The following is a 27,000-nucleotide window of genomic DNA, read 5'->3' as shown; positions in this document are numbered from 1 at the left end:
CCTGCACGCGGATACGACGCGCACAGCCAAGCCGAGGCAAGCGGTGTCAAGCATCAGGTGACGCCACAGCGTCAAGCATCAACCGAGACAAGACAGCGTAGGCCAACGCGGAGCTGTTACAGGCTTCTCTACCTCATCAAGCCGGCTGCGCTCCGCTCCGCCGGGCGCGCTCCCGGCTCCGCGCCGGGCGCCGCTCCTGCCTTCGGCCCGCTCCGCCCGCGCTGCACCGACGCGCGCCCTCGTGAGAGTTCGCCGGCGGCGAGAGGTCAGAACACATCGTGGCTGGGGCGGTCGGCTCCACGGCTTTAGGCAGCCACTTTGGGGGGAGCCTCGAAGATCATGGCCCCAACGTCGTGCTTTAACGGGCAGGTTCACAGACTGCCCGACGCGCCGAAAGCTTACGGGGCCATGATCACTCCCCCCAAAGCAGCTCCAGCCCAAAGCCGCTCCGCCGACCTCGTAGTCTGACCAGCACGCCGCCCGAATCTCGGTTGCTCAAATGACGCTCAAGCCTGTGCAGACACGAAGAGGCTCCCTCTAGTCTCCTGTCATGTCGGTTGACTGGAAGACACTGACTCCGCTCTGTGCGGCTGCGGCGACGCTACTAGCCGCAGGCGTCGCTTACAGAAGTGCGATCATGCAGAAGCGCCGAGATGCCGCTTCCGCTCGACGGTGGAAAGTTCTTGACCGTTACGCCGCTGCGCTCAAGGAGATGGGCAGGCGGAAGGGCAACGGGAAAGTTGACCTGAGCGATCTCACCGCTCTGCGAGTTCTATTCGCAGTCATCGGAGAGAAGGAGCTAGTCCGGGCCGCGAACCGTGGAGGAGGAACTGGCCTAGAGGCCACCCACGCGGACATGGCGATGCTGCTGAACATCATCAATGCGGAGCGTGCTGACCACAGTCTGGAGCCTCTAGACATAGAGGACGCGTTCAACATCGTGTTCGGCCCTGTCGAAGGCGGCCGCTTGATCACGCAGATAAGGAGCACTCCTAGCGGGTAGGGACTCAGCTGCCCTTGGGCCGTGCCACTCTCGTGCCAGAACACACGGGGACTCACGGGGAACCAGGGTTCGCTAGGGCGATACCGCCGGCCAGTCCCCAAGGCAGGGAATCCGCAGGTCAACCCAGTAGCCAACCAGCCTCGCTCCTAAAGCGGTGCTGACAGCGCCCTGCCTTCCCAGGCTCGACATCTATCGGCCGCTCGACCAAGCCCAGGCTGATGTCACAGGTGGCTGGCATGCTACGAGCAGTAGACAGAGGGGGGCCTATGTCCGTACCGAGTAAGTGGAAAATTGCGCAGCATTGGAACGAAAGCCCGAGAAGAGAAGATTTCGCACCTCACCTGTTGCTTGATGAGCCGTGTTGCTTCGCTTGCGGGTGGTCCTCAGAGCGATGGAAGCGGGCCACTGCCCAAGCCTCATGGCAGCGCGCCAACCTCGAACGAGCCCACATCATCCCCAGCAGCCGCGGGGGATCAGACGACGCGAGCAACCTGCTCCTACTCTGTAAGCCTTGCCATCAAGAATCTCCAGACTGGGTGGACCCAGCCCAGATGGCTCGCTGGATCGCGACCAGAGAAGAGCGCCCCAGCCGGGAACTTGAGACCTTCTTGGCTTGGTTTGCCGCAGCCGAGAAAGCTCCGGAGTTCAAGGACGCCCTAGCCTCTGTCGTCGCGGAGGAGGGGACAGCTGAGCGAGTGTCGGAGCTCCTTCAGGACCTCCTCGGCCGAGCAGGAACACACTTCGGCGTTGGATTCAGCCAAGGCACACGTGTCGCCGTGCTTCAGGCCGCTGCCGATGAGATCAACAGGCGTGCTCAGCAGGCAGGCTGGGAGGCTGATGAATCTCGGTCGGTTGACATCCAAGACTGACATCAGCGCCTGCGTACAGCAGCGGTCGTGCGCGATCTCGCTCAGCCACAGCGTCCCGGCAGTCTTACGGCCGAGCTGAGCCTTGATCGAACTCCTAAAGCGGGTGTCGCAGGTTCGAATCCTGCCGGGGGCACATGCCTGACCAGGCACGGAGCATCGAACAGCCCCTCGGAAGTGATCTTCCGAGGGGCTGTTTTCATGTGTGCGGGGACAATGCGGGGACGTAACTCTAGGCGACGCCTTGGTCACCGCTCCTGTTGTCCCCGCGCTTGATGAGGTACAACCTCGGGCGCTGTTCCGCAGTCGCATGTTCTCCCTCATCTGGGGAGGACACCTGCGGCCCCGTTTCCGAAGTCGCCTCCGCAGCAGGGCTGTCGGCCTGCTCCACTCCCTTGCGGGGCACCAGGGTGACCGGGGCGTCTGCGGCCTCCTTCTCGAACTGGGGCATGAGGGAGGTGTACGTGTCTGCGGTGAGCGAGTAGGAGGCGTGCCCTAGGAGCGCCTGGATGGCCTTCATGGAGAGGCCGGCGGCCAGGCTCAGGGAGGCCGCGCAGTGACGTAGGTCGTGGAGGCGGACGGGTGGCAGGCCGAGCCGCTTGATGAGGCGCTCGAACGCTTGACTGACGTTGTCGGGGTGCCAGGGGCGGCCGTCGGCCTGGGTGAAGACGTAGCCGCTGTCGACGTACGGCCCGTACTTCTTCGGGTCTTCCTGGTGCTTGCCCTCCCACTCCTCGCGCTGGGCCTTCTGCACGTCGCGCCATGCGGTCATGAGGGCGAAGGTGGCGGAGTCGAGGGTGATGGTGCGCCGGCCGCTGCGGCTTTTGGGGGTGTCCTCCCACACGCCGTAGGAAGAGTCGGAGACAAGCTGCTCGACGATGTTGGCGCGGCCCTTGGTCATGTCGACCTCGGACCAGGGCAGGCCGGTGGCCTCTCCGCGACGCGGTGCGCGGAAGACCATGAGGTGCCACATGACGTACAGCGGGTGCCCGACGGCCGCGTCAAGGAACTCGCCGGTCTGCTCCGGCGTCCAGACCATGACGGGTCCGGGCTTTTCGCCGGTCTCACGCCAGCGGGCCACCCGTTCGTCGGTCCAGACGAGCGGGTCGGGTCTGCGGTACTTGGGGATGACGACCTCGTCCGCCCAGTTCTCGGTGATCAACTTCTCCTTGACAGCATCACTGAGGGCGGCGGAGAGGGTGTCGAGGTACTTCTTCTGCGTGCCAGGGCCGGTGTCCTGGCGGGGCTTGGCGTTGGCCTCCTTCATGGCCGCCTGGGCTGCCTTCCAACGGGGCCGCAGGTGGGGCGGGCGGGGTTTGGGGGCCTGCTTCTTAGGCTCGGTGGGCGGCTTCGCACTCGGTCCTGGCCTGCTGAGCGGCGAGACGGTTGGCGGCCTTGGCCTCGTTGAAGGCCCAGATCTCCTCGAACATCGCCTGGATGTGACGCGTTCGCAGGTCGCGCATGGCGAGGTGGCCGAGGGCCGGGATGTACACGCGGTTGATGTAGTCCTCGTAGTCCCCACGCGTGGTGCGCTTGAGGTCGACGCGCTTCTTGAGCCAGCGGCGGAGGTACTGCTCGACGGTCTCCTTGGAGTCGACGTCGATGCCGCCCTGCGCCTCGTCCCACAGCTTCTGCGCCGCCTCCTGGGCCCTCTTCTGGGTGAGGAAGCCTCCCTTGCGGGGCCTTCGACGCTTGCCTCCGGGGCCGGGTGGGAGCTCGACGTAGTAGAACCAGCTGCCGTGGTCCCGCTTGCCCAAGTCTGGGCAGGCCGCTCCGAGTTCTCTCGTCCCGGGTCGGCCGTCGGAGCCGAGGACCGGCCGCCCGCGGTCGTCCGTGACGGGCGCTCTGCAGGTGCAGCGCCGGTAGACGGATCCCTTGAACACGCATCCCTCCCATGCTGTGCGGGCAGCCCTGAAGCGATCACACGTGGAGACAGAGGCATTGCCTTTTTTGTTGATCCCGTCACTGTCCAGCCGGACTGCCTTGCCCTATCGGATCACAGAGGTGCGCGCGCCGACGGGTACGCGAAACACCTGTGGAGACAGAGACATGGCCGGAGTGCCCGCGAAGCGCTCCGGATCTTGTCGCTCACCCGAGGAGAATCTAGAGTCACTCGGGGCTGTCCGGGAGGCGCGGGGGCGGAACGGGGAGTGCCTGAACGTGCTCGATCGATGCATTCCAGCCAGTCACCACGCCATGTCTGCGGTGATGCCCGCATGACGCGCGAGGAGCTGCTGGCCCTGCCGGTGACGGTCGACGTACTGACGGCCGGCAAGGCTCTCGGCCTTGGCCGGAACACGACGTACGAGTTGGTGAACGCGGGAGAGTTCCCGGTGCCGGTGCATCCGTGGGGCGGCGTCAAGTGCGTCGTGACGGCGGATCTCTGGGCGGCGCTGGGCGTCCGCCCGTCGTAGCCCGCCTCCAGTCGAAACCGCCCGAGCACCCCGCTAAGCCTTCATGGCTCGCGGGGCACGGCCGTCCGCCGATCGCTTCACCTCCCAGTCTGGAGCTGGATGGCTGACGGGAGTTTGTCTCCACAGAGGGAGGGCGCGTCACACTACTTGAAAGCGTGACGTCCGACACGTCACGACCTCGCTAGCGAGGTGCTGCTGGGCACGCGCTCAGAGGTGTACGGACCTCCGTACACCTCGTCCCCGCTCTACTGGGCATAGAGCGCGCCCCTGCCCACCTGCACCTTTGCCTTGCGCATCTGCACACGACGGCTCCGCACATTGCATCTGGGGCGTTGACCCGGAAGAACGCGGGTTTTCGGCGACCTTCTGAGCGTCGTTTGCGACGCCGATGGACGGGCATGCGTGACCCTCGTTACAGTCCGCCTTGGCTTATCTAGCTATGTAAGCCAAGGAAACCTCATCCAGGGATGACAGTGGAGGGACTTGTCATACCCTTGTCGCACAGGTGGGGAAATCGGGCTGGAGAAGACCATGAGGGCGTACGGTCACGAAAACGACGGCATCACCCGGGTTCCGTATGAGGCTGAGCACCTTACCGCCGCAGCGCGCAAGCTCCTCGAGGACGAGGACATGACGCTCGGCGCGCTCGCGGAGTGGATGACCAAGGAGGCCGGCCCGACCGTGTTCGGGCGCCCGTGGTCACCGACCACGCTACGTCGCCGCCTCCGCAACCCGGCCATCGCCGGACTGCGCCGCAACGCCGAGGGGGATCTGGTTGACGGCCCCGCGGAGCCTCTCCTGAGCGACGAGAGGTCCGAGGCGCGCGAGATGTTCGAGGCGCTGGACGAGTACTTCTCCCAGAAGGAGCGCGGCCAGACCCCCCAGCAGGTCTACCTGCTGTCGAGCGGGACGGCGTTGTGCGACGTGTGCGACGCGGAACTGGTGTCACGCTCCAGCTCCAAGGGTGCCCGCGGTTACATGTGTGAGGCCGAGGGGTGCGGGAAGATCTGGATCTCGGCGCCACCGCTCGACGAGTACGTCGCCGACCGCGTGCTTGCCAGGCTGTCGCGCCCCAACACCCTACGCAAGCTCTCCGTACTGAGGGATCAGGTTCTACAGCAGGCGAAAGAAGCGACCCGCACGCTGGCCGAACTGGATGCACGCAAAGATGAGTTGTCGAAGGCGCTCGGCGCGAATGAATTGACGGTCAAGGACTTCCAGGCCGCGAGGAAGGAACTGGACCGGCGGCGCCGGTCTGCCCTGGACGTCCAGCGGCGCGGTAAGTACGTCGAAGAACTCCCGGAGCTGACCGAGGAGGGCCTGACCGAGTGGTGGCACAAGACGGCGGGCGCTGAGCAGCGGCGCACGCTGGTTCAGCTCGTGGTCGCTGAGGTGAGGGTGGAGCCGGCCTCGCGGCGCGGGTCCAACAAGTTCGACGAAGAGCGTTTCACCATTACTTATCGCTGACTCAACTGGCACACAGGGGAGTTGGTCAGGTCAAGGACGTCCTGGGACGTCCTCATCAAAACTTGAACAGGTGTTTGCGCGCCTCTTGCGCACCGGCATACCCTGACGCGGCATCACCCGGTGACGCCGTCGTCGCATGTCAAAGTCATGCGCCGCTGGGGCTTGGACGTTCCGGGCGATGGATCACAGCGTGGGGTTGGACTCTGCGCCCGGCCAGAGGAGTTGGAACGTGAAGGCGTGTGGCTCGTCGGCGAAGAAGGACGCCGCCTCAGCGGCTGACGAGCAGGACATGTGGAACGACCCCACGCCGGAGCGCAGACGCGAGGAGGGGATCGACCTGGCGGCCGCATTCGTCATCCTGGGCGGCGGGGACGCTGAAGCCGACGAGACAGTGAAAGTGATCGGTCTTCATTTGACTCCTGGCTCCGTGGAGACAATGTGAAGGCTCGGTGAGATGCAATCGCTCATCCATCACCGACAGGGACGCCGAACGGGGCGCTCAACCTCTTCCCTCTCTCTATGGAAATGACTTGACGGTAAAAGTTATTGAATAATAAAGTGATGTCATCACCTCAAAGAACCCCTTCTTTGAGACCTCCTCAGACTGCAAGCAGAGGGAGCGACATCGCATGAGCGTCACGAGCACCGCCACCAAGACCGAGGTCCTGGACATCCCCCTCGGGCAGATCGAGCCCAACCCGGACCAGCCCCGCAAGTTCTTCGACGAGGCCAAGCTGAAGGAGCTGGCGGCGCAGTTCGAGGAGGTCGGCCAGCTCCAGCCGATCGTGCTCCGCCGGCCGAAGGGTAAGCGCAAGTTCCAGATCATCATGGGCGAGCGGCGCTGGCGGGCGATGCACCTGGTGAAGGACGCAACGACCATCAAGGCTCAGGTGGTCAAGAGCGTCGACGACGAGCGGGCGTTCATCATGGGCATCTCGGAGAACGTCGGCCGGGCGGACATGACGCTCATGGAGGAGGCGCAGGCGTACGCCGACCTGGTCGGGTTCGGTCACACGGCGGAGCGCATCGCGGAGATGTTCGGCAAGACGCCGGACTACGTGAAGTGGCGGATGGACCTGCTCAACCTGACGACGGACATTGCGGCTCTGGTGGCGGACGGGAAGATCAAGCCGGACTTCGCGTGGCACCTGTCGCGGCCGTCGACGGCGAGCCAGAGGCGGCTGTCACCCGGTACAGCTTCACCTCCGGTATCCCGCTCGGCCGGGTGACGGCGACCGGCCTGTACGGCCCGTGGGACCCGGAGGCGTGCGACGGTCGCGAGGTGTTCGTCGGCGTCCTGCTCGCCGATGTGCACTTCGCCCCGGGCTCCCGCCGCGCGGCAGGCGCCCTCCACTGGCACGGCGTTGTGGCCGCGGCTCAGCTCCCGTGCGAGTTCGACCCGCGCGCCGTCACCCGCTCCACCGCTCAGATCCACTTCGTGTAGCCGAGGGGAGCCGACACGCCCATGCTCGACACCCTGCTGCGCGAGATCGACGCCACCGACATCAACGCCTTCGCCCGCACCATCACCACGCCCGCCGACTTCGAGCTGACCCGTACGGTCATGCCCGAACGCCGTCTGAACTCCGTCAAGTTCAGGATCAAGAGCAGCAAGCGTCGTGTGAACGCCGCCAAGTTCCGGGCATACGATGCCCAGACCGCCGTCGCCCGCCGCCAGGCCGAGCGCATCATCACCGAGGGCATGCTGCCCCCGCTCGGCCAGAAGCTGATCGTCGGCGAACTGGAGCAGATCCTCCTCGACACCTCCCGCGGCGCCGACTCCACGGAGTTCATCGAGCTGCTCTACGAAGACATCGAGCGCCACGTCGTGTCCATCCACAACCGCATGGAACTGGCCGCCGGCGACCTCCTTGTCGACGGCATCTTCACCCTCAACGGCGAGAACGGCCTGCACCTGGAGGCCGACTTCGGCGTCCCCGCGGCCAACAAGCCGACGGCCGCCAAGCCCTGGTCCGACCCCACGAGCGACCCGATCGCGGACGAGCTGCGCTGGATCGAATACCTCCGCTCGATCGGCGCCCCGCTCCCGTCCCGCGTGATCACCTCGTACAAGGCCCGCGCGGTGCTTGCCGCCAACGACGCCTACCGGGCCGCGTACTACGGCAGCGTCAACGGCTCCACCACCCCCACCGCGGTCCTCGCCCCGAACGAGGTCGAGGTCGTCCGCGCCCGCTACAACCTGCCGCCGATCACGGTCTACGACGTCCAGATCTCCGTCGACGACGCCTACCAGCGCGTGGTCCCCGAGGACCGCTGGATCCTGATCCCCCCGAACCCGGAGTCCTGGGCAGAAACGCAGTGCGGCGTCACGGCCGAGTCCCTGGTCCTGTCGGCCGGCTCGAACCCGGCGATCCTCCGCGAGGACGCCCCGGGCGTCGTCATCACCAGCGGGCACCAGGACGACCCGGTTCAGGTGTGGACGAAGGGCGCGGCTGTAGCGATGCCCGTCTTGTACGTGCCGGACATCCACGTCACCGCGAAGGTGCTGTGATGGCAGCGGCACGGAAGCTCGCGGAGACGGTGTTCGTCACCGACCCGAAGGCGAACGGGACGCTTGTCCTGACCGCAGGGACGGAGATCTCGGACCCAGCGGTCATCCAGCAAATCACCCACCCCGACGCCTGGGAACCCATGGTCGAGGTTCCCCAGAACACGGTGTCCAAGTCGGCTCCGCCAGCCCGTCGCTCGAAGTCCGTCGCGCCGTGACCTTCACTGAGGACGATCTAGCCCATCTACGGTCGGAGCTCGGGGAGATCGACCCCGCGGACTTGGAGCGGCGATTCCGCGGCACGCCTCGGTGACCGACGTTGTCGTGGAGGTTCTCCGAGAGCGCCGTTCCGCTCTTATCGAGGATCCCCTCATGGTCACGGTCCAAGGGGTCGCCACCGTAAACAACTCCGAGAACGTGAAAGCAATCGAACGTCGTGTGACTGAGCTCACAGACGTGGCGGCTAAGGAGGGTGAACTCCTGCGACCAGCGACGATGCAGGTTCGCCGCAGCAGGTGAGTGTGCTCTGGAGCCGTGCGCGACCCTCTCCGAGGAGGGCAACTCATGTGGCAGGTGAGGGGGTTCGGCCTCTACCTGTCCCAGTGTAGATGTGACCACTTCACCGGCGGTTGTCAGTGGGGTGGGCTACGTTTTTAAGGACTTGCTCATGCCCGAGTCGACCGGATGGCGACGAGGGCGACCAGGGGAGCAGGTCACACATGAGTGGGCCCGCCGTACAGCCGTCGGGTGCCAGGGGAGGAGCATCAGTGCTCCAGCTGTGCATCGTCCGTATCCAGGCCATGTCCATGCTGTACAAGATGCAGATGGACGGCTCCGGGAACGCAAAGTTCCAGAACCAGATCGACACGGCGCTGAACCTGGCGCTCGGAGAGAAGCGCACCGCGGAGAACGCGGAGCACCTCTGCCGGAACCTGCTCAGGGACGCCCGGCGTACGAGTGACCGTTCCCGGCAGGCAGCGCGTAAGGCGGCGGCGGGTCGGCCGCTTACTGATGCACGGCACCGCAGGCTGGTGGAGCACCGCGCTGATGGGTCCGTGCACGCGGAGATGATCTCCTGCGTGACCCCTGAGGAGCAGGTCATCGCGAATGAGATCATCTCGGACCTTCGCAGCTTCGCGGAGACGATGGGCAGTCACGGGCCGGGCTGCCTCCAGGGACTGCTGATGGGTGAGACGGTGGCGGCTACTGCCAAGGCGGTCGGAGTGTCGACGGCGACTGTAGAGCGGGCGCGCCGCGCGCTCCGTGACTTTGCCGAGGAGCTGATCGTGCCGCAGTAGCGGGAACTGCGGAACGTACGCCGACAGAACTTTGATGAGGGCGGGCGGGACCAGGGGACGATGCCTTGGTCGCGCCCCCCTGAACAGTCGGCCAGGGCTGGCCACAACGAACTTGCGGGACCGGCAGGGAGATTGCTCGTAGAGCGCCCCCTGGCCGATGAGCAGTCGGAGGAGAAAGAACAAGATGAGCGAGAGTAACAATCAGGCAATTCCGGTGGTGCTTTCGGGACAGGCGCTGCTGAGCCTTCGGGAGTCCGGGCACAACTTCCCCTCAGCTGTTGGCGAAGTCATCGACAACAGCATCGAGGCCAAGGCCAACAACGTTGAGATCCTCACTGAAGTGACGAAGCGTGGCCGCAAGAACGTGATCTCGGAGGTTGCGTTCTTCGACGATGGCCAGGGGATGTCGGGGCACATCCTTCAGCATTACCTCCAGCTCGGATTCTCAACGCGGTTCATGTCGAACGACACGATCGGCAAATTTGGCGTAGGAGCGAAGCTGGCCGCACTGAGCGTGGCAACGCGCATCGATGCATGGTCGCGTGTTGCGGAGAGCGACCGCATCATGCACGTCCACTTCGACCTGGACGATGCGCTTGAGACAGAACGCTCCGGGGGCACGGTGGGGATTGCTCCGCCGGACGAGGAGCCTTTGCCAGCCCACTTGGTCCCGTACTTCCCTGAAGGAACCGGAACTTTGGTGAGGTGGTCGGGGATTGACCGAGTCGCAGATAGCCATGGCCGGAATACCAGTGACCACGTCCGAAGCGAGCTCAACAAGGAGCTCTCGCGGATCTTCCGTGAGTTCCTTAAAGGCGGCATCAAAATTGCTGTTGATGGTGTTCCCCTTCGCCCGCACGATCCGACCTTCCGTGCAGAGAACACGTGGGTGGATCACGCTCTGAACGAGGAGCGGCGACGCAGCGCCAAGCAGGACACCCACTCCGGCGACGTCCACTTCGCCCCGCAGGTCTTCTTTGACGATGAGGTGCTGGTCGAGGGAACTGGGCACAAGATTCAGGTGACCATCACGCTTGCACCACCGGAGGTACTCCGGCACAGAGGGTCTGGCGGCGATGCCATGGCGAAGAAGCTGAGGCTGCCCGAGAACGAAGGCGCCGTGAGTTTCCTCCGCCTTGATCGAGAGATCAGCTACACCAATGTGGCGAAACTTTTCCCGGGGGGAGTCGAGACCCCAGACCGGTTTATCGGGTTCGAGGTTAATTTCACGCCGGAGCTGGACCGCTTGATGGGAGTGCGCAACGTCAAACGAGGTGCGGTTCCGTCCGATGAACTTCGCAAGACCATCCGCGAAATTGCTTATCGGGTAATCCCTGGAGCGCGTTTGGAGATTCAGCGCATCTGGGGCGAACAGCAGCGGGAAAATGCGGAACGATCTGGAGAACACTCGCCCCTGGCTCAGGCGGTGAAGGATGCCAACCGGACGATGAGGAAGTCCCAGATCAAGAGGGTTCCCACCCGGGCTGAAAGGGACATCGCCTACTCTGACTTGGCGAAGGACGCCGGCCATGCGCAAACCGCGGAGGAGAAAGAGGCGTACTTCGAGAACATCAAGGACCTTCCGTTCGTCATCGAAACGGTCGACTTCCCTGGTGGCCAGCTTTTCGAGATCACGCACCTCGGAGACCAGAGCATCATCCGGCTCAATGAGCGGCACACCTTTTACCGGGAGATGTACCAGCCGCTCAAGGAGCTTGCTGGACAGCCATCGGGCGCAGGAACGAACGGGGACGCCTCTGCCACCGCGAAACGTGCGCTGGAAGCAATCACTCTCTTGATTGTTTCCTACGCGAAGGCAGAGACACAGCACGAGACCCCGGACGACCAGTATGGAGAACTGCGAAAGCATTGGGGCGACTTCACGCAGCTCTTCATGAGCAAGATCAAGGACGTGCTGTAGCCAGGAGACCTGGTGTGGAGCTCAGATGATGCGCTCCACGGATCGCGAGACCCTTCTCCCGTTGCAGGGGAGGAGTCCTGCGAGGGCCATTCGACCTGAAGAGCCAAGGGTCATCCGGCCCTATGGTCCTGTCCCTACGCTGTGCGAAGTTGCATGATCCGGCACTATCTCGAGGTTAAGGAAAAATGTCTGTACAGGGGGCGTCAATGACCGGCGGGACGTGGGGAGATCTGTACCCGTGGATGGCCGAGATCTCAGAGCGTGACCGCGATGAGCTGCGAGGGCTCGCCGACCCTTGCCTCAAGTTCGATGAGTCCCCCCGAGAGACGGCGCAGTGGCGCCCCTACCTGGATGATCTGTTTGACGCGCTGGGATTGCTCACAGTCGCGGATGAGGTGCTGAGGCACCGGCCGATAGCGACGCTCGTGCCTTCGCTGCAGGGCGGCGACGTACTGCAGACCTTCCTCTCTGGCCAGGAGTGGTTGACAGAAGCGATCCTGACGGCGGTTGGCGGATCCTGCGACTTGACGGAAATGAGTCCCGCTCAAATCGAGTCGTCCGTCGGGCTTTCACGTTCTGTAACCACTGAACTAATGGTGACGCTTCTTCGGGTGTCGGCATTTGGAGTGAGCGGAGCGACTCGGGTCGATTTGACGACGCCGCTGGCTGACTGGTTCGACCAGCTCGACGGCAGTGACAAATACTTCCTGCGAACGATTCACTCGGAAGGTGCCCTTCGGTGGCTCGGCGAACCTTCCGTGCGGGAGCGAGCTTTGCGCACCCGTATGATCGATGCTCCAGATAAGATCCTTGACGAATTTGATTCCGCAGCAGAGGGGTCGCTGCGCTATGTGGTCAGCGCATTTGAGGAATCAATTAAGTTTCCCGTCCGCAAGGAAACCTTGCTCGCGCGTCACGCCTGGTTGGGCAGCGATCTCCCGGGCGAGGAGTTCGACGCGCTTGCGCTTCTTCACGGTATGAGGAAATGGTGGAGAAGTCAGGATGGATGGTTCTCGAGGCGGACGTTGTCCCGGTTGCAAAGCGAGACGCTCAAGATCTTGGATCTTGAGCAGGGTGAAGTGATGACGCTACAGACAGCAGATCGGCTGCTGCGCGCGCAGCGAGTCCAACTGCATGCCGAAGATCTCGAGGCATGGCTTGAATATTGCAACACTATGGATAAAAGCAGCGGCTTGGTCTCGCGTTTGGAGCAAGTGGGACCGAGCGAGGAGTTGCAGCCGGTGAGCCTCACCTCACCCGAGGTACGCACAGCCGCAGGGGGTTCGGTTTCTTCGGCGACAGTTTCGAGCGGTTCAATTTCGAGCGGAATGTCGCTGCAGGCTTCCGGGAATATGAATTCGATAATTCGCAGTTGGGCTCGGTCGCAAGGCTACGATATTGGCCACCGAGGGCGCATCTCTGCTTCAATACGCGAAGCTTTCGAGGTGGCACTGAGAAGCCCTGATGGGGTGCTGATTCAGGAAGATAATCGGCTCAACATGCCTCCTCCTCGCATTCAAGAAACTGAGTGTGGGCAATCGGTCGTAGACATCATGATGGCGCTCTCGAAGCTCGCTACGGTGGCATTTCCTGAGGAGACACTCGGTTCTCTGCTGCTACGGTCAAACGAGCTCGAAGGCCGAATTGGCAGCCTGGTTGAGCAGCTACTGGCCGCCACGGTAGATCCGCAGAGCGAGACTGGATGGGTGATTCATGAAGGGGCCCCTGAAGAGCTTAGTTCTGTTCATCCTTCGGGTTCCGTGACATTGAAGGAAAGAGCACTGAAGGCTTTGCAGAGCGCACAATGCCCTCTCTCTCTGCAGCGTCTGGCGGAAAATATGGAGGGGGAGGTGAAAGCCAACTCGCTTCGCGTTCAGATCGCAGCGGACGATCGTTTCGTGCGATGCGATGTGGATGCCTGGTCGTTGGCAGAGTGGGGAATGCGCCCCTATCGGTCGATCAAGGATCTCGTCTCTGAAGAGGTTGACCTGGCTGGTGGTGAGATTGCGACCGAAGAACTCGTAGGTAAGCTCACAACCCAGTTCTCGATTAAGGAGATCACCCTGCGGCAGGTAGTCTCCAGCCCGCCGTTCACTTCACGTAATGGGACTGTTCGCCGCACCGTCGATCTTGATGACCAGCGACTGGCGGGCGAGCAGGGTGAAGGCGAAGGGCACAGTAATCCCTCCGCCGTTGATTTGGTGAGAGATATGGGGCTGGACTTCTGATGACTCAGTCTCAAGGGCTTCGCTCCGCAGGAGTCGAGGGTGAATATCGCAGTGACCGCTGCGATGTGGTCGAAGATTTCTATGTCCCTGCGCTACGGCAGGCTGAGAAGTATGACCGTGCAGTGGGCTACTTCACGGCCTCCGTCCTCGCTGTCATCGGCAGGGGGATCGACGAGTTCATTCGGCGCGGCGGGCAGATGCGCATCGTGGCATCGCCGTACCTGACCGCGGAGGACATCGCGGAGATTGAGGCTGGGTACGAGCTGCGAGCCGTGATGGAGAAGGCGGCTGTCCGAGACCTGGAGCGGGCTGCGGAAGATCCCCGCGCGGCGCGAGGGCTCGGGAAGCTAGGGCGGCTCGTGGCCGAAGGTCGGCTGGACATCAAGCTGGCGTACGTCGCGTCAGGTAACCGGGTCGGTATGTACCACGAGAAGATCGGGGTCTTCCGCGACGGTCAGGACCTCGTGGCGTTCAAGGGGAGCGCCAACGAGACGCTGTCCGGACTGGTCGGGAACTTCGAGTCCATCGAGGTCTTCCGGAGCTGGGACGAGTGGGACCGGGCACGGGCACTACGGATCAGCAGGGACTTCGAGGACCTGTGGGAGGACAGGACATCGATACTGCGCGTCATGCCCTTCACCGAGGCTGCAAAGAAGGTCATCGAGCGGAGCGCGCTGACGGGGGAAGAAGTAGGCGAAGCGGAAGACGCTCCCCGCGCGGGGGCTCCGATCGTGATTGCGCCGGCGGATATCGCTGGCATGCTGACGATCCCCGCAGGACTCAAGGTCCGTGACTATCAGAAGCAGGCCGTGGGGAACTGGTTCAACGAGAAGGGGCGCGGTCTCCTCCGGATGGCCACGGGCACAGGGAAGACACTCACGGCGCTGTCGGCTGCCGCACAGATGACCAAGGTGCTGCACCAACGGGACGAGCCGCTCCTCACCGTGGTGATCGCTCCCTACCAGCACTTGGTGGACCAGTGGGCCAAGGACATTGAGTGGTTTGGCGTCACTCCGATCATGGCCTACGAATCAACAGCAGCCTGGTTTGGTCGCGCGTCCCACCTCCTGGATGCGCTCGCTTTGAAGGCAGCCCGCGGTGGCGTGATCATCACGACCAACAAGACCTTCGGAGACGCCGCCTTCCAAAGCGTCCTTAACCGCTACAAGGGCCGGCTCCTGCTCATCGCGGATGAGGCTCACAACCTTGGTGCGAGGCACATCAGGACGAAGCTTCCCGAGAACGCAGAGTTCAGGCTCGGCCTGTCCGCCACTCCTGAGCGCTGGTTCGACGATGAAGGCACCGACGCGCTCACGGGGTACTTCGGGAAGATTGTTTTTGAAATGGGCATCGGCGACGCCATCAAACTGGGCGCGCTGTGTCGCTACACGTACACACCGGTAGTCGTCGAGCTCGACTCGGAAGAGACCGAGATGTACGTGGAGATCACTACGAAGATCGCCAGGATCTTCGCAGCGCAGCAGGGTTCGGACAGGGTGGACGAAGACAGCCCCCTCGGCGCCTTGCTCCGAAAGCGATCGAACCTGTTGGGGCATGCGCGGGCCAAGCTGCCTGCGTTGAGGCGGGAGATCGAGAAGCGGGGCGAGGACTGGTACCAGCTCCTCTACTGTGCCGAGGGCCGGCACCCGCTGTCTTATGAGGACGGAGCGCCCGAGGAGCCCTCCCAGCTGGATCAAGTGCTGGACCTCGTCGGCAACCGGATGCACATGCCAGCAGCCCGGTACACCGCGGAGACTAAGCGCACAGAACGCCGGAAGGTGCTCCAACGCTTCGCCGAGCGGGAGCTGCAGGCAATTGTGTCGATGCGGTGCCTCGACGAGGGTGTCGATGTTCCCGCAGCCCGGACGGCGTACCTGCTTGCCAGCTCTTCCAACCCGCGGCAGTTCATCCAGCGTCGAGGACGTGTGCTCCGTCAGGCGCCCGGAAAGACTATGGCGGACATCGTGGACTTCATTGTGGTCCCGCCGGAAGAGGCATCCGATCTACAGCCGGAGAGCGAGCGGAAGATGGTCGCTCGCGAGCTGGCTCGTGTTACTGAATTTGCGTACCTCGCGGAGAACGAGGCGGAAACCCTCGATATCCTCCGTCCGCTGCGACTGCGTTACGACCTGCAAGACATCTGAAAGTCCGAATGTGTGATGGGAATCCAGGAGTTGTCGTGAGTGAGAAGAAGACTGCTCAGCAGGTGATGGAACAGCTGTCGCCGGACGGCGTCAAGCTCGCCAAACGTGTGATCGAGTTGGAGCGGGAGAACCTGCACATCAGGAACTCGACACGGGTCGTCGACGAGATAGTGGCTGCAGTGAAGGGACTCATCAAGTGAAGCTCCTCAAGCTCACGCTTGACAATTTCCGGGCGTTCTACGGACGCCAGGTACTCGACCTCGGCGTCGACGAGGGCAAGCCGGCGGTTCTCATCTTCGGCAACAACGGGGCCGGTAAGACAACGCTCCTGAATGCTTTCGCGTGGGTGCTGTATGGAAAGTTCTCGGACGATGTCGAGCAGCAGCATCGCGTGATCCACGACGAGAAGTGGTCAGAAACGAGGATGGGGGCACCTGTCAGTGCATCGGTAGAGCTCAAATTCGAGCACGCTGGAGTCATCTTTCAGGCTCGCCGGGAGGTGGCGGCGGTCAAGAACTCGGAGGAGCAGGCCACCGTCTCGGCTGCGCTTACTCTCACTGAGATCAAGAATGGTGAGAGCAAGACTGTCGCGAACGGGCAGGATCGTATCGAAAAGATCTTGCCCGAAGGGCTTCGCCGGTTCTTCTTCTTTAACGGCGAGCGAATGGAGAAGATGTTCACGGGCGAGGAGAGCAACGGCGAGGTTAAGCAGGCCATCAAGACACTGATGGACCTGGAGCCGATGGAGCGTGCGATCTCTGAGCATCTCCCCGCAGCGGCAAAACGGTTGGCGAAGGAAATCTCCAAGGGAGGCGACAGCCGCCTCCAGCAGCTCAGGGATCAGCAGGAGGACCTTGAACAGCAACAGGCGGACGCGCGCAAGGCGGCGCTGAAGATCTCCAAAGACACCGCCAGCTACGAGCGCGAGATCCTCGACCTGGAACGCTCGCTGCGAAGCCACGAAGTGTCCAAGCCGTTGCAGAACGCTCGCAAGAAGCTCGAGTGGCAGATCGGGCAGAAGAGCGAACAGCTCAAGGAGAGGTACGCGAGCAAGCGCGAGATTCTGTCCAAGGGAGGCTTCCTTGCTTTTACCTCTGGCGTCGACCAGCAGGTGGTCGACCTGGCCGAAGCCATGCGGAAGCGGCGTGAACTGCCGGCCGGGATTCAGCGGGACTTCATCGAAGGGCTCCTTCAGGAGGGGGAGTGCATGTGTGGAACTCCCGTTCCGGAAGGGAGTCTCGCTTACATCGAGTTGGACAAGCGCCGTTATAACGCGGGTCTGGCTGACGTCGAAGCACGCTGGATGTACGTCAGCGGTCAGATGATGCACCTGGGTGACGAACGGCAGAAGCTCCTCGAGAGCCTGAGGCAGGCAGCCATCGAGATCCAGAGCTGCCAAGACGAGATCAAACGCCTGGAGGAGGAGAAGAGCGACATCGCTCGTCAGCTCGAGGGTGTGAATGAACAGGATGTTCAGCGTCTCGAGCAGAAGCGCAAGGAGTACGACGAAAAGCGCGTTGAGGGGCTCGCCGAACATAAACGACTTGAGAAGTCGATCGCTCACTTCGATGCCGAGATTGAGAAGGTGAAGCGTCTCTTCCGCGGTGCGGAAACGGCAGATGCTGCTTCACGCAAGGTGCAACGCCAAGTCAACCTGGTGAACGAGGTGCTGGAGACCTTCCGCGAGGCGCTGGAATTGAAGACGGAAGAGGTCCGTGAGCAGCTCGACGCGAAGCTCAAGGAAGTTTTCACGCGGATCTTCCGGAAGTCCTATGAGCCCGAACTCACTGACTCCTTCGACCTGTTGCTGAAGTCCTCGGCCGGTATCGCCATCCGCAGCACGGGCGAGAACCAAGTGCTCGGTCTGTCGTTCGTGGGCGCAGTGTCCGAGGTCGCCAAGAAGATCCACCAGCGCAAGTCCAAGAGCAGTGACGAGGTCCTTGGCGAGGGTGGCATCTATCCCGTCGTCATGGATGCGCCCTTCGGTAGCCTGGACCTCACGTACCAGGAGGAGATCGCCCAGGCGCTGCCTAAGCTCACCTCCCAGATCGTCGTAATGCTCTCGAACTCGCAGGCACGCGACAAGGTGATGGACAACCTTCAGGGTTCGGCGACGCGAATGTACGTACTCCGCAGCGTGACGCCCAACATCGGTGTCGAAGAGACGATCGAGATCAACAACAGGGCAGTCCCCAACGTCTCGCACGGCGAGTTCGAACACACCATCCTGGAAGAGGTGACCGTCTGATGGCGCGCGAGGATCGACTCCGCAGGCCGACGGAGCACGAGTCGCTGATCGGTGCTCTTTCCGGCAAAGAGGGGCCGTTCAGCGCGATGGTCGACGTGCTGATGTTCGCGGCGGTGCTAGGGCGGAACAAGAGTAAGCGTGAGCCCTTCGAGAAGGCAGGCGAGCCCATTCGCCTTTCGATCATGGAGGGGCGTCAGTACGGCGACGTCCTCATCGACATGGTCGCGGTGGCCGAGATCCCGAACGACCCGAAGATCCTCTCCGACGATCGGCAGCCCGAACGGGTGAAGATCTTCGAGGAGTACGCGAACGGCGGCCTCAACTACATCCAGGGTGAGGTCAACGCGAGCGGCGGGCAGGACTACGTATCGATCATCAGCAACCTGGTGATGGACACGCTGACGGCCCCGGACGAGCACCAGAGTGATATCTCTGAGTTGGTGAAGGCCACGTCCCTGGACTGGAATCTCGGCGAGTAGGCACAGGGGCGGTGAGAGAACGGAAGCCAACCCGTTCCCTCTCCGCCCCTTCGACGTAAGTGTCTCTCCTCAGTTTGCGGCGGCGACCGAACCCACTAGCCCCTCGATGACGGTCAGCTCCTTGTGTCCACCGAGGTGCCCGATGCCACGGTGCAGGTGAACCGTCAGCGTCTTCGCGACGTTCTCGTCGGTGGGCTCTTCACCGTCGGCGATGCAGCGCTGCTTGAGCAGGGCCAGATAGAGGTCACCGTGCTGGCCGGCGAAGGTCTTCCACGTCATCTCGACGTTGGAGTCTGTGACTATGTCCTTCACCAGAGGTGTGGACGCGTCCTTCAGCGAGAGCGCCAGAGCCCAGCGGCACAGGACGTTCCACTGAGTGATGCCCGTGGTGCGTTTGAGGCGGATCAGACGGTCACGGGCCGCCTGCGAGAGGCGGACGTTATCAAGCGACACTGGGTACTCCTGAATTCCACCAGTAGCCCTCGACCACGCTCGTGGTGAACTCGGTGTCGTCGTGGACGAGGGTATAGGTGCGGGCGACGGACTTCTTCAAGCGTCCCAGCAGGTACTCGTCGATCTCCTCGTCGGTCGAGAGGAGAAGTACCTGGCGGCTGGCGTTGGGGAAGTACCGGTCGACGAGGTGCTCGCGGTGCCGGCTGTCGAGGCGACCGAGCGGGGTGTCGATGACGCTGGGCAGGCGGTTGCCCGCGACCTTCATCAAGCCCCACAGCAACGAGACCGCGAGGAGCTGGCGTTCACCGGCGCTGAGACGTCCGGGATCGATGGAGTCGCCGTTGACATCGCTCAAGGTCAGCGTGAACTTGTCGGTGTCGATGCGGATGTCATGGACCAGTGCCTGCTTCCGCATCAGCTGCTTGAAGCTCTGGAGCATGGCGACTTCGAGGCGGCTGGTGTGCCGTTCGAGCAGGGCGACACGGAACCGTTCCAGGGTGTCGCGCGCTTTCTCCGAGTAGGTCTTGATCCGCTCGACTTCCTCGGCCTTGACCTTGGTTCGTACAAACTCGTGGTGGGCACGTGCGAGCGTCTCTGTGACGTAATCACGGCGTCGCTTCAGCTCGGTGAGCTGTTCCGCGTGGCGTTCGTAGGTGGTCTTGTGAGTCGCGACTTCCTGAAGCTGTTCCTCGCGGGCGAGTTGGAGTGCCTCCACCTTGCTCTGCGCAGGAACAGCGGCGAGCTGGCGGTCGAGCTGGGCCAGGTGCTCGGCGGCCTCGGTGGCCTGGTTCAGCAGGTCTGTTCCATGTGCCTTATCCCGCATTAGGACTTCGTCCAGGACGGCCAGCTGGGAGAGCGCGTCTCGTGGAAGGTTGAAGTTCACCTTCAGGTCGGCCAACTTCGATCGCTCGGCTCGGTCCGCCTCGAGTTTCTCTATGACCTTCTTGCGAGTCGCGGCGGGCAGAAGTTCAAGGAGCCACTCGTCGCGTTCAGCCAGGACGTCGAGCACCTGGCTTGCCTCGGCGGCAACCTGTTCCTTCTGAGCCTGCTTCCTGACCTTCTTGAGCTGATCGCTCAGCATCAGGAGTGGCAGAGGGCCAGCAGCTACCTGCGCGAGTGCGGCGCGGAGTTCAGCGAGCTGTCCTGCGACCTGCTTGCGCTCTGTCTCCAGTTCGACGCGCCTTTCGAAGAGGCTGCCGCCCTCCTTCTCGAAAGCCCGCTCCAGAGTCTCAAGCTTCCGCTCCACCTTGCCAAGGTCCGTACGTCGTTGGGCCAGAGCTTGATGAGTGGCCTCGTACTGCTCCAACACGGCAGCACGTTCCTGCTCCAACGTGTTGATGTTGTCCAGAAGATGCTGCTCCTCGTCGGACAGCTTCTGCCGGCGCTGGAGTGCGACGAGGTCAGTACGGAGCTGCTGCACGGTGCTCACGCCGAGCAGCGCGTGTACCGCCGACTCGATGACGGAGGCGGCGCGCTCAGGATCGGCAAGGGACTCGATCTTCTCGCCGTCGAAGAACGACAGGGAGGCAATCTCCAGCGGGAGAAGGTCCTCTACGTGGTCTGCCCAGCCCTCGCTGAGGAGTCGATTGAACTTGCCCTCCGGCTTCACACCACGGCCGGCCTTCAGTTTCTCTTCGTACTGCTCATCAACGAAGACGGTCAGGAACTCCTTGACGCTCTTCCCGCTCGTGTGCCAGCTACGGATGACCCGGTAGTGGTGCTCGCGGCCGTCCACTGCGACGGTGAACTCGAGCGAGATCGATGAACCGCGTGCGGGATCCGCTTGCCGGTTGATGCACTCGCGCAAGAACGTCTCGTAGGGCTTGTTCGCACGGCCACTGCATCGAGCTCGGGCTCCGTAGAGCACGAGCTGGATGGCGTCGAGCAGTGTCGTCTTGCCGCACCCGTTGAGGCCACCGATCAGGATGATCGGCTTGTTCTTCTTCGGCGTGAGGTCGAGAGACTGCTTGCCGCGGTAGGCTCCGAATTCCTCAAGGGTGATCTTACGCAGGAGCATCGAGACTGTTCTCTTCGTCGAGGGTCAGGTTCTTCTTGACGTCGTCGCGGAGCTTCTGCTTGCGTTGCGCGAAGTCGACTGCGTCGTTGTGGTCTTCGTAGTAACCCTTCTGCACGGCGTCTTCCAGGGCTTGGAAGAGTCCGGCGCGGCGGGTCATCGTGCGGTATTTGCGTTCAACGGAGAGCAGTTCGCGGACCATGGTGTAGTGAAGGTCGTCACCTTCGCAGAGGTCCTTGAGAATCTCCATCTCGTCTGCGCCCATGACCAACTGCTCGTCAAGCGGGCCGCCCGGGAAGTCCTCGCCCGTCGCCTCCTTGTAGATGCGCGGCAGGGAATCTTCGACCTCGTGTTTGTCGAAGACCCAGATGCGGCGGATCTCGTGGAGCTCATCGAGGGTGATCAGCTCGATGTTGCGGACATGCTCCGGTGTCTGCTCGTTCGTCCGGATCCAGGTCTGCGCGGAGAGCAGATCACGGAGCCACTTTTCCCGAAAGTCCTGCAGGTACGGGCCGTGGATCGCTCCGTCGTTGAAGAGCATGACCTTGCCACTCATACGGCGGAAGTCACGGGCAGGCTTGTCCGAACGAGGGTAAGGGACCTTCTTGCCTGCCGGGAGCTCCGGATCGTTCTTGTCGGTGATGTAGTCGAAAGGCGCGTCGAGTTTGTCGCGCAACTCCAGGAGCGGAAGCATCCACTCCTTCTCGTCATCGTTCTGGATCATGGCGGACATGGACTTGTCCTGCTCGACCAGCGTGCACGTCCAGCAGCCGAACCGGCTGGACCCACAGGAGGGAGTGGACGAGTCGACGACGAGCGGACACTCGCCATCCGCCGATGCGCCTTGGTACATGGAGAGCAGGTCGTGATTGTTGTAGCCCCAAGGGTTGGGGACCTGCATCAGGAATTCCCAGACATCGTCGTTCGTCCAGTCTTCGACTGGGCTGTAGACAAGGGAGTTGGGAAGGTTCGCGTTCGGAGAGAGGCGGTCGCGTACGCGGCGCTTCTCGTGCTTCTCCATCGCTCGCGCGCGCGCCTGGCTTTCGGCCTTGCGGATACCGAGGACCAAGATGGCCTCGCCGTGGGCCGCAACCACGTTGCGGATGAAGGAGTTCGAAGGCTTGATCTTCAGTCGCTCGGTGCACCAACGGAACTTGGGGCGGGGCGCAGGGTAGCCGCGGCCGATCAAGTTGACCCAGAAGGTGTCTTTGATCTCAGGGGTCAGGCGGTGAGGCTCGATCGGGAGGTTCTGCTCCTCCGCCGCTTTGGCCATGGTATCCAGGGAAGTGGACACCCACGCCGCGACAACAGGGTTCTCAACCAGGGTGTCCGTGCTGATGACATGGACCGGCTTGGTCCGCTCCTCTGCCGGTAGATCCTTGAGCGCTGCCCAGACCAGCTGCAGTACGGCGGTGGAGTCCTTGCCGCCGCTGTAGCCGATCACCCAGGGCACTTCATCGGCGGTGTATAGCTCGCGCACTTCTGCGGTCAGCTCAGCCGTTACCTCGCTGAGCGAGCGGCCGTCAAAGGGCTTGCGGCGTACTGGTGTGATGGGGATATTCAGCGGGATTGTCATGCGTCGCCTCGCAAATAAGCGTCTTCCACTCGCTGCTCTTCCGGGCTGAGAGGGAGGCCGAGTTGGTGACGCAGGTAATTCACGGTCAATGTTACGTTCTGATGACTCTTGGACACGCGCCCTCCGACAATTGCGCGCCCTTCCCAATCAGTATTCGAGCGAGACCAGTCCACCTTTTTCAGTGGGCCGAGTCTCTTCTTCCATTTGGTGGCGGCGGTGGATTCACGGAACAGGGAGTTACCGATTCTTCCCAGTGCATGCAGCGCGATGCCATGGCTGTGAATATAGTCGCGGCGCATTTCCTGTGCGGGTAGCTCCCTGTTTCGCACCATTGACCATTCTGGGATTGTTTGGTCAACTACCTCCCAGTATGACTGGGCGAGCTGGGCGGCCTCGTCCGGCTTCACTTCCAACCCCTGGAGGAGCGCCTGGGTGCCGTAGTACAGGGCGCTCAACGTGAACATCTTCGCGGAGCGCGCGGAGAGATTGCTCTTCTCCATCTCCACGTATCCCTTGAAGACGGGACAGCGGGTGGAGAGGAGGCGAGCGGCCTTGGCTTCTTCGTCACGGTGGTCGTACAGCACGCCGATGGAGCGTGCGGGGCGGACCGCGTGGCGATTCAGGTCGGCGAACATCTGCTGAGATCGCGCGAGGCCGGCGTCATGGAAGAAGACGACGGCGATCGTCTCGTCGCCGAGGTCAGGATTCTCCTTGAGTGCCTGCTCAATGGCGGCGCGACGGTGCTGACCGTCGTTGATCAAGAAGCGGGCGTCCATGGGAATGTGGAGCTGCCCGGTCCGCATGCCCGGACCTTCGGCGGCGTGACTATCGAAGGCCATGTCGCCGTCGACCGATGCTGTCAGCGCGCTGAATACGTAGTCATCCGGGTTGTCCAGGATGTACTTAGCAAGGGCGGGCAGGCGCCCCTTGTTCAGGACGCGTTGAGCTCGCAGTTCGGGCGTCAGCTCGTCCTCGTCGAAGATGAAGATCTTGGGGATCAGTCGCATGGGGCACATCGAGACGTAGAACTCCCGCCCCGCCTGGATCCCGCGGATGGCAGGGAAGGTGTACTCGAACCCTTCCGACGTCCTGGGCGCGACGACTCTGGTCGCTGCTTGGGTCTCCACGACGCAACTCTAACGTAAGTACGTCACTCAGTTGACGTACTCCACAGAGCTTCTGACGCGTAGGTGGATCGGAGATGACGTACCGAACTTGCCAGGGTGCGCGTGGACATGCTGGGGCGAGGGACCCCGAGGGATGACATCTCGTACTGCGCATGTTCTCGTGCAGTGGGCTACGTGCCGCCCAGTCGGGCTGAAGGAGATGTACGTTAACGGTTTGACGTACGTGTTGGTCTGGGACTGGGGCAAGGTTAGGTGAGTGCTGTGGTGGCGTATCTGGATGTGGCGGCAACGACGCGGGTGGAGCCCCGGGTCGCGGACGTGGTGCTCCACTGGATGACGGAAGACTTCGGCAACGCCGGCAGTCGCACCCACGAGTACGGAGCGCGTGCGAAGAAGGGGGTCCATGAAGCGCGTGAGTTCATCGCGGGGACGGTCGGAGCCAAGACCGAAGAGTTGATCTTCACGAGCGGTGCGACCGAGTCCAACAACATCGCGCTCCTCGGGCTCGCGGCGCACGGAGAGAAGACGGGTCGACGGCACATCATCACTTCCGCCATCGAGCACAAAGCCGTTATCGAGCCCTTGCTGCACCTCCAGGAGAAGGGTTTCGAGGTCGATTTCCTGAAGCCTGGCCCTAGCGGGCGCATCTCGAAAGAGTCTGTACTCGAGAAGCTGAGAGATGACACTCTGCTGCTGTCGCTCATGCACGTGAATAATGAGACCGGTGTCATTCAGCCGGTGGCCGAGCTGGCCCACGTACTGCGCAAGACATCAACGTTCCTGCACGTTGATGCCGCCCAGGGGTACGGCAAGGTCCCGGATGATCTGAAGGCGCCTATCGACCTGATCAGCATTAGTGGACACAAGATCGGAGCGCCTAAGGGCGTGGGGGCGCTGGTCGTCCGTCGCCGCGGCTGGGACAAAGTTCCGCTTGAGCCGATCATGTTCGGGGGTGGCCAGGAGCGGAAGCTCCGACCTGGAACGCTGCCTGTGCCGCTCATCATGGGCCTCTACGAAGCTGCGAAGATCTTCCAGGAGGGACAGCCCCGCTGGGAGCAGGCGGCCCGGGAGATGCGGGAGCGGTTGCTCACCGCGCTCGGCAAGACGCGCTTCCATATCAATGGCGATGCTGAGCATGCAGTGCCGCACATCCTCAATGTGACCTTTGATGGGCTCAACGCCGAAGCACTGATCGTCCGGCTCAAGAACCAGGTCGCCATCGCAACCGGGTCGGCATGCACGAGCGCCTCATACACCCCAAGCCATGTCCTCATGGCGATGGGGCTGCCCGAGGAGGTGGCGACAAACGGGCTGCGGTTTTCCTGGTTCCCGGGCCAGGTCGCGGACTTCGGCCCGGAGGAGCTGGCAGAGACCATTGCGCATATGCAGCCCGAGGCCAGTTGAAGCGGTCGATGGTCAGCCTTCCCTGCGGCGCACCAGCCGATGGCCGCGCAGTTCACGGCCACAACGGACGAGCTCGGTTTCCCAGCCGTTCTCGGTGCCGATGAGATGTGGGTGCTCGTACAGGCCAGCCTTCAGTTCTGACTCGGTGAGGCGACGGTAGCGCGGCGCGTCTGGATCGTCTGGAGCCAGGAACTCGTGCTTGCGATGAAGCAGCGGTCGGTTCGTCGAGTTCGCGTACGACATGTGTGAGGTCGCCAGGGTCTGCAGATCGACGTGGTAAGAGGACAAGATCCGTGGGTGCGGGTCCTTGTCGAACTCCGGATAGTCGAGCCAACTCGCGGCACGGCCCTGGTGCTTGAGCTTGACGATTGTCCACTCCTGGGGTCGGCCGGCTGCGATCGAGGCGCAGTGTTCATAGAGGCGGAGCACCGTCGGCATGTGGTCGACGGCGCGCCGATGCACGTACAAGGCCGTGGGGGTCAGCTTGCCAACGGCTGAGGCGTTCATGGCGCCGCGGATGTAGGTGTCGTCGCGGAGCTTGAGGAGGAGCCGGTCGGAGCGTTGGCAGGCTTCCTTGTATGAAGAGAAGAAGGCTCGGATGTCCAGTTGGACACTGAACGGCAGGCTGCTGAAGGGGCCGCGCCCGTTGAACAACTCGACGGCGAGGAAGAGGAGGGTGTTGAGCGTCGTGCGCTTGGCACCGTCGGAGATCTTGTCGGGGTCGGCGGAGTCCCGAATCAGCCGCTTGAGCTCGCTCGGCTTCAAGTGGGCCAGGAGCTCGGCTACCGGACGCGGCATCTCCTCCACGCGAGGATGGCGTCCCCGGCGCTCAACGTGATCAACGACGGCGGTGATGGCCGAGGTCGTGTCCTCGGAAGCCAGCCATTGGGCGTCCGGGACAATGCGGTGAGCGAGGTAGCTGAGCCGTGCCGCGTCGTCCTTGAAGGCGTATACGATGCCAGGCGCCGCGGAGACACAGCGGGTACCAGTGACTTCCTCGACGTAGTCGCGCAGCTCGCTGGCTCCGAAGAGGTACTGAAATGTCTGCCGACTGGTGATGAGGCCATCCCCGAACTCCTGGCCTCGGACCTTGGACCTCTCCCACGTAAGGCGCGCTGAAGCGATGAGGACGGTGTTGGCCAACTCCCACGCCTGCAGAAGGCTGTGGCGGCGCTCGGCGGGGTCCTCAATGACGTTGAGGACGTAAGTCAGGAGCACGACATCGGCTGGCTCCAGCTTCACCTCGGGGCGGTAGTAGGGATCCCAACCCGTGATCCGGCAATCGAGGCGCTCGAGAGAGCGCACATCGTCGCCTCGCCCGCAGCCGTAGTCGAGGACTGTCCGCTCTGGGGCCAGCTGTCTATCCGCGAGGGCCTGGCGGGCGGGGACAGAGAGCGCAGCTCGTCCGATGGCAGTGAGACGACGTTCGCTGTTCCAGGTCTGCTGCATGGCGTCCTCGCGTGTGCGGGGATTTGGGACGGTCGCAGAGTAGTCGCTGGCAGGCCCTCGCTGAGTGGCATCGCTCGACGATCAGTAGATCGGATGGCTCTTCCAGTCAGCCATGCAGTGTCGCTCTTCCGGATATTACGCGGTTTGTCGCCCTTCAGATTCCTTGGAGCAACATCGGTCCCGATGGCCTCAAGCGGCTGAAAGTCCAACAGCCGTTGGCGCATAGACGACCTTGACCAAGGTCCATGAGGGCTGCTCCGCTTGAGGAGTTGGGGCGTCTGACTCGGGGGTTGCCTTCGTGACTAACTGATCGTTTCAGAATGACGAGCGCGGCAGCCGAAACGCGGCAGCGCGGCTGTGTGTCAAGCGCGGTCGTGCACTTGAGCCCAGACATCGCCGC

General features: G+C 62.8%; 24 protein-coding genes and 1 pseudogene. 18 read left to right on the top strand and 7 right to left on the bottom strand.

Features of this window, described 5'->3' with window-relative positions; all coding sequences use genetic code 11:
• Positions 1 to 550 precede the first annotated feature (550 nt).
• The 3 genes and pseudogenes from ACWDGI_RS42520 (at position 551) to ACWDGI_RS42510 (ending at position 1,872) form a co-directional block, all read left to right on the top strand.
• A complete protein-coding gene (locus tag ACWDGI_RS42520) occupies positions 551 to 1,003 on the top strand; it encodes a hypothetical protein (protein ID WP_450768414.1) in 453 nt (150 codons plus the stop codon).
• 218 nt (positions 1,004 to 1,221) lie between these two features.
• Positions 1,222 to 1,539, top strand: a pseudogene (locus ACWDGI_RS42515) (HNH endonuclease); the annotation flags it as partial.
• A gap of 15 nt (positions 1,540 to 1,554) precedes the next feature.
• The gene (locus tag ACWDGI_RS42510; protein WP_450768415.1) at positions 1,555 to 1,872 is read left to right on the top strand and encodes a hypothetical protein; all 318 of its coding nucleotides are present in this window, start codon (positions 1,555 to 1,557) and stop codon (positions 1,870 to 1,872) included.
• A gap of 229 nt (positions 1,873 to 2,101) precedes the next feature.
• Here ACWDGI_RS42510 and ACWDGI_RS42505 read toward each other — a convergent pair whose 3' ends face one another.
• Both ACWDGI_RS42505 and ACWDGI_RS42500 read right to left on the bottom strand, forming a co-directional pair.
• Positions 2,102 to 3,136: a tyrosine-type recombinase/integrase gene (locus ACWDGI_RS42505; protein ID WP_450768413.1), complete on the bottom strand. Its 1,035-nt coding sequence runs from the start codon at positions 3,134 to 3,136 to the stop codon at positions 2,102 to 2,104.
• Positions 3,137 to 3,200: 64 nt separating this feature from the next.
• The gene (locus ACWDGI_RS42500; RefSeq protein ID WP_450768412.1) at positions 3,201 to 3,626 is read right to left on the bottom strand and encodes a tyrosine-type recombinase/integrase; all 426 of its coding nucleotides are present in this window, start codon (positions 3,624 to 3,626) and stop codon (positions 3,201 to 3,203) included.
• A gap of 459 nt (positions 3,627 to 4,085) precedes the next feature.
• Here ACWDGI_RS42500 and ACWDGI_RS42495 point away from each other — a divergent pair, with 459 nt between their 5' ends.
• From ACWDGI_RS42495 to ACWDGI_RS42430, 14 genes are all read left to right on the top strand, one after another.
• The gene (locus ACWDGI_RS42495; RefSeq protein WP_450768411.1) at positions 4,086 to 4,283 is read left to right on the top strand and encodes a DNA-binding protein; all 198 of its coding nucleotides are present in this window, start codon (positions 4,086 to 4,088) and stop codon (positions 4,281 to 4,283) included.
• Positions 4,284 to 4,814: 531 nt separating this feature from the next.
• Positions 4,815 to 5,750 carry a recombinase family protein gene (locus ACWDGI_RS42490; RefSeq protein WP_450768410.1) on the top strand — a complete coding sequence of 312 codons (936 nt, stop codon included), beginning with the start codon at positions 4,815 to 4,817 and terminating at the stop codon, positions 5,748 to 5,750.
• Positions 5,751 to 5,928: 178 nt separating this feature from the next.
• Positions 5,929 to 6,192, top strand: coding sequence for a hypothetical protein (locus ACWDGI_RS42485; RefSeq protein ID WP_450768409.1), 264 nt, complete (start codon positions 5,929 to 5,931; stop codon positions 6,190 to 6,192).
• 187 nt (positions 6,193 to 6,379) lie between these two features.
• Complete coding sequence (locus ACWDGI_RS42480; RefSeq protein WP_450768408.1) at positions 6,380 to 6,979, top strand: ParB/RepB/Spo0J family partition protein; 600 nt, start codon at positions 6,380 to 6,382, stop codon at positions 6,977 to 6,979.
• Positions 6,976 to 7,194: a head decoration protein gene (locus ACWDGI_RS42475; RefSeq protein ID WP_450768407.1), complete on the top strand. Its 219-nt coding sequence runs from the start codon at positions 6,976 to 6,978 to the stop codon at positions 7,192 to 7,194. The genes ACWDGI_RS42480 and ACWDGI_RS42475 overlap by 4 nt, the downstream gene beginning before the upstream one ends.
• Before the next feature lie 21 nt (positions 7,195 to 7,215).
• A complete protein-coding gene (locus ACWDGI_RS42470; RefSeq protein WP_450768406.1) occupies positions 7,216 to 8,262 on the top strand; it encodes a major capsid protein in 1,047 nt (348 codons plus the stop codon).
• Positions 8,262 to 8,477: a hypothetical protein gene (locus ACWDGI_RS42465; protein WP_450768405.1), complete on the top strand. Its 216-nt coding sequence runs from the start codon at positions 8,262 to 8,264 to the stop codon at positions 8,475 to 8,477. The genes ACWDGI_RS42470 and ACWDGI_RS42465 overlap by 1 nt, the downstream gene beginning before the upstream one ends.
• 588 nt (positions 8,478 to 9,065) lie before the next feature.
• Positions 9,066 to 9,557: a hypothetical protein gene (locus ACWDGI_RS42460; protein ID WP_450768404.1), complete on the top strand. Its 492-nt coding sequence runs from the start codon at positions 9,066 to 9,068 to the stop codon at positions 9,555 to 9,557.
• 184 nt (positions 9,558 to 9,741) lie between these two features.
• Positions 9,742 to 11,478, top strand: coding sequence for an ATP-binding protein (locus ACWDGI_RS42455; protein ID WP_450768403.1), 1,737 nt, complete (start codon positions 9,742 to 9,744; stop codon positions 11,476 to 11,478).
• Between the two features lie 242 nt (positions 11,479 to 11,720).
• Entirely contained in the window at positions 11,721 to 13,706 is a 1,986-nt protein-coding gene (locus tag ACWDGI_RS42450) for an Lsr2 family DNA-binding protein (RefSeq protein ID WP_450768402.1), read from the top strand.
• 122 nt (positions 13,707 to 13,828) lie between these two features.
• On the top strand, positions 13,829 to 15,850 hold the full coding sequence (locus ACWDGI_RS42445) for a DNA phosphorothioation system restriction enzyme (protein WP_450768401.1): 2,022 nt from the start codon (positions 13,829 to 13,831) through the stop codon (positions 15,848 to 15,850).
• Between the two features lie 35 nt (positions 15,851 to 15,885).
• On the top strand, positions 15,886 to 16,050 hold the full coding sequence (locus ACWDGI_RS42440; protein WP_240116967.1) for a hypothetical protein: 165 nt from the start codon (positions 15,886 to 15,888) through the stop codon (positions 16,048 to 16,050).
• The gene (locus tag ACWDGI_RS42435) at positions 16,047 to 18,098 is read left to right on the top strand and encodes an AAA family ATPase (protein ID WP_450768400.1); all 2,052 of its coding nucleotides are present in this window, start codon (positions 16,047 to 16,049) and stop codon (positions 18,096 to 18,098) included. Before ACWDGI_RS42440 ends, ACWDGI_RS42435 begins: the two co-directional genes overlap by 4 nt.
• Positions 18,098 to 18,577, top strand: coding sequence for a DNA phosphorothioation-associated protein 4 (locus ACWDGI_RS42430; RefSeq protein ID WP_450768399.1), 480 nt, complete (start codon positions 18,098 to 18,100; stop codon positions 18,575 to 18,577). The genes ACWDGI_RS42435 and ACWDGI_RS42430 overlap by 1 nt, the downstream gene beginning before the upstream one ends.
• 69 nt (positions 18,578 to 18,646) lie before the next feature.
• Here ACWDGI_RS42430 and dndE read toward each other — a convergent pair whose 3' ends face one another.
• Genes dndE through dndB form a run of 4 tightly spaced genes read right to left on the bottom strand, consistent with a single transcriptional unit; the run spans position 18,647 to position 23,747 of the window.
• Positions 18,647 to 19,030 carry a DNA sulfur modification protein DndE gene (gene dndE / locus ACWDGI_RS42425; protein WP_450768398.1) on the bottom strand — a complete coding sequence of 128 codons (384 nt, stop codon included), beginning with the start codon at positions 19,028 to 19,030 and terminating at the stop codon, positions 18,647 to 18,649.
• Positions 19,020 to 21,047 carry a DNA sulfur modification protein DndD gene (gene dndD, locus ACWDGI_RS42420; RefSeq protein WP_450768397.1) on the bottom strand — a complete coding sequence of 676 codons (2,028 nt, stop codon included), beginning with the start codon at positions 21,045 to 21,047 and terminating at the stop codon, positions 19,020 to 19,022. Before dndD ends, dndE begins: the two co-directional genes overlap by 11 nt.
• A complete protein-coding gene (gene dndC / locus ACWDGI_RS42415; RefSeq protein WP_450768396.1) occupies positions 21,034 to 22,620 on the bottom strand; it encodes a DNA phosphorothioation system sulfurtransferase DndC in 1,587 nt (528 codons plus the stop codon). The genes dndD and dndC overlap by 14 nt, the downstream gene beginning before the upstream one ends.
• Complete coding sequence (gene dndB / locus ACWDGI_RS42410) at positions 22,617 to 23,747, bottom strand: DNA sulfur modification protein DndB (RefSeq protein WP_450768395.1); 1,131 nt, start codon at positions 23,745 to 23,747, stop codon at positions 22,617 to 22,619. The genes dndC and dndB overlap by 4 nt, the downstream gene beginning before the upstream one ends.
• Positions 23,748 to 23,999: 252 nt before the next feature.
• On the opposite strand from dndB, the gene dndA reads away from it, so the two are divergent.
• On the top strand, positions 24,000 to 25,151 hold the full coding sequence (gene dndA / locus ACWDGI_RS42405; RefSeq protein ID WP_450768394.1) for a cysteine desulfurase DndA: 1,152 nt from the start codon (positions 24,000 to 24,002) through the stop codon (positions 25,149 to 25,151).
• Between the two features lie 12 nt (positions 25,152 to 25,163).
• Here the strand turns inward: dndA and ACWDGI_RS42400 are convergent, their stop codons facing one another.
• Positions 25,164 to 26,600, bottom strand: a complete 1,437-nt coding sequence (locus ACWDGI_RS42400; protein WP_450768393.1) for a DNA phosphorothioation-associated putative methyltransferase — start codon at positions 26,598 to 26,600, stop codon at positions 25,164 to 25,166.
• Positions 26,601 to 27,000 lie beyond the last annotated feature (400 nt).

The organism is Streptomyces sp. NPDC001220 (assembly GCF_053597895.1).
This window is presented reverse-complemented; position numbering and strand designations above follow the sequence as displayed.